Genomic DNA, 2399 nt, shown 5'->3' with positions numbered 1-2399 from the left:
ATAGCTTGCTGGGAGAAGTCATCGGAATTACACTCGATTCTATGCTTTTAATCTGGGATTGCTCGGGTGAAGATTGTTATATATGCACTATAAATATAAACGCTAGCCCTCCCACGCTGGTTGGGAATTACGCTTCGGACTATGTGAGGTTATGGAGTTCGCCGATGGCAATGCGAGATTCACTATTAGTAACATACGATTATCAGATCCCTCCGATGTTAACATTTGTGAACATATCCGATCCCACCAATATAGACACATTCGCAACAAATATCGATCCGACTATTTACGGTTACCCTTTGCCTTATCATTACGCTTTCATAAACGATACTTTATTATATGCCATAAGGTGTAGGGACATATCTTCTTCTGAACCGCCTTACGGGGTATCCACACATCTATCGCTGATCAATATCGCTGATTATTATAATCCAACATATGATACTACTTACAGTTTCTACAATGGCTATTCAGAAGACCGGAGTTGTTCTTCACCCGCCGTAATCGTCGACACGCTGATGTTTGTCGTGGCCAATTACTATGAAGGCCCGCTTGCCGATGTTTACAGCATCTCCGACCCGACGGCTCCGGTGCATTTGGGCGAGGTGGGCGTGCATTCGTGGATGTATGACAAATATGTTATCGACTACCAGAACGGCTACCTATACTCCGGTATGTGGATTCACGACATCACCGGCTACCCGACGGATGACTCGCTGGTAGGGTATATTACTGGAACGCCAAAGTTTCAAGAAGTAAATGGGGAATTTATATATTTAGTGCAAGCGTCAAGTTTTGTAATTCTAGAATTCTACGAATACGACCCGAATCATGCTTTTATACCTGAAATAAAAACTCCGCCAACTCAAGAGCAGTTCTTCTTATCGCCCAACCCGACATGGGAATTCTAACATGTAATGATACCACGAAGCGTTGTAGGGCAGATAGAGTTATTCAATGTCCTCGGCCAAAGAATAGCCCATAGCGAGATAACACCCGGCAGAAGTTCCTACGATTTCGACCTCTCCGAATGCCCAAACGGCGTATATTTGGTCACCGTAACCATGGACGGCGAACGGGCGACAAAAAAACTATTGGTGATAGGTTGAGGGGGACAATCCAATCAACGACGAATGGTATCCGGAATATAGCTTCGGTATAAGCGGATATGTGCCTTTAACTTTTGAAAACCTTCTTCATTAGATATTCTCAAATATAGCATAAACTTCGCGCTTGAATTACGCAGGAAAATATATTAAGTTTAATGTGGAATTTTAATTAAAAGAAAAACAACTATGAATAAACAATCCGACCGCCGTTTCGCATATTGTTCAACTTGATTTTTGCCGAGCAATATGTTATCTTTACATATAGATGTGAAAGCCTGGAGGTAGTATGAATTTTAAAATCATCGTCTACACAGAACCCGAAGGCGGATACTGGGCGGAAGTCCCATTTAGGGAGTCATTATGAGCGCTTATCTATTATCATGGAATCCTGAAAATTGGGATTGGGATAGTATTGATAAATCTATTGAAGAGATACAAACTAAAGGCTACGGACAAGGTAGATGGAGTTTTGGAAATAGAAAAAACGTAGACCCCGAAAGCCGATTTTTCATGTTGCGTCTTGGGGCTGAACCAAAAGGCATCTTCGCCTCGGGAAAAATTATTTCCGATGTATATCAAGACGAGCATTGGCGCGATAGTTCAAAAATAGCTAACTATGTTGACGTCGAATTTGAAATTTTACTTAACCCGAGTATCGAAAATATACTTGATATAGAATCGATTGAACATGTTTTACCTGGTTTTTTAAACAGACACAAACTCCAATCCGGGACAGTATTATCGGCGGAAGAAACGGATTTCATACAAGCTGAGTGGGAGCAATTATTAGGAAAAGGTAATATACTTATAGATCCCGACGAAGTACAACATCCTCATTGCTATTACGAAGGTGCAACTATAGAAGTCTCTGTCAATCGCTATGAAAGAAGCTTAAAAGCGAGGGAAGAATGCTTGAGAATACATGGAAGCAAATGCATGGTTTGTGGTTTCAGCTTTGAAGATTTTTATGGACAGATAGGACGCGATTATATTCAAGTTCATCATGTGGTATCTTTAGCCAGTGTAAAAAAAGAGTACAAAGTGAATCCTTCTGAAGACTTAATACCTGTTTGCCCGAATTGTCACGCAATGTTACATTGTAAAAATCCACCTTACACTATAGATGAATTAAAAGCCATGATAAAAGAGCCTGAACATCATGAATAAAAACACCGACCGCCGATTCGCATATATGATGCTCCTGCCCGCCGCGCTAATCGTGGTCGCGGTGGTGCTGTATCCGTTCATATATAACTTCATCATCTCCCTGTCGAATATGTCCATGCGCCA

Annotated in this window: 3 protein-coding genes; all 3 read left to right on the top strand. The window is 41.3% G+C overall.

Translation table 11 applies throughout. From position 1 onward, the window contains the following. Window positions 1-911, top strand: a 911-nt coding sequence (locus KAH81_03440) for a hypothetical protein (GenBank protein ID MCK5832704.1), incomplete at its 5' end; no start/stop codon positions are given. A 6-nt stretch (window positions 912-917) separates the two neighbouring features. Beyond that, entirely contained in the window at window positions 918-1109 is a 192-nt protein-coding gene (locus KAH81_03435) for a T9SS type A sorting domain-containing protein (protein ID MCK5832703.1), read from the top strand. Between the two features lie 360 nt (window positions 1110-1469). Beyond that, window positions 1470-2276 carry an HNH endonuclease gene (locus tag KAH81_03430; GenBank protein ID MCK5832702.1) on the top strand — a complete coding sequence of 269 codons (807 nt, stop codon included), beginning with the start codon at window positions 1470-1472 and terminating at the stop codon, window positions 2274-2276. Window positions 2277-2399: the final 123 nt, after the last annotated feature.

Source organism: bacterium (assembly GCA_023145965.1).
Lineage (GTDB): Bacteria > UBP14 > UBA6098 > UBA6098 > UBA6098 > UBA6098.
Note: the sequence above shows the minus strand (reverse complement) of the source record. Positions and strands in the feature narration are given on the sequence as shown.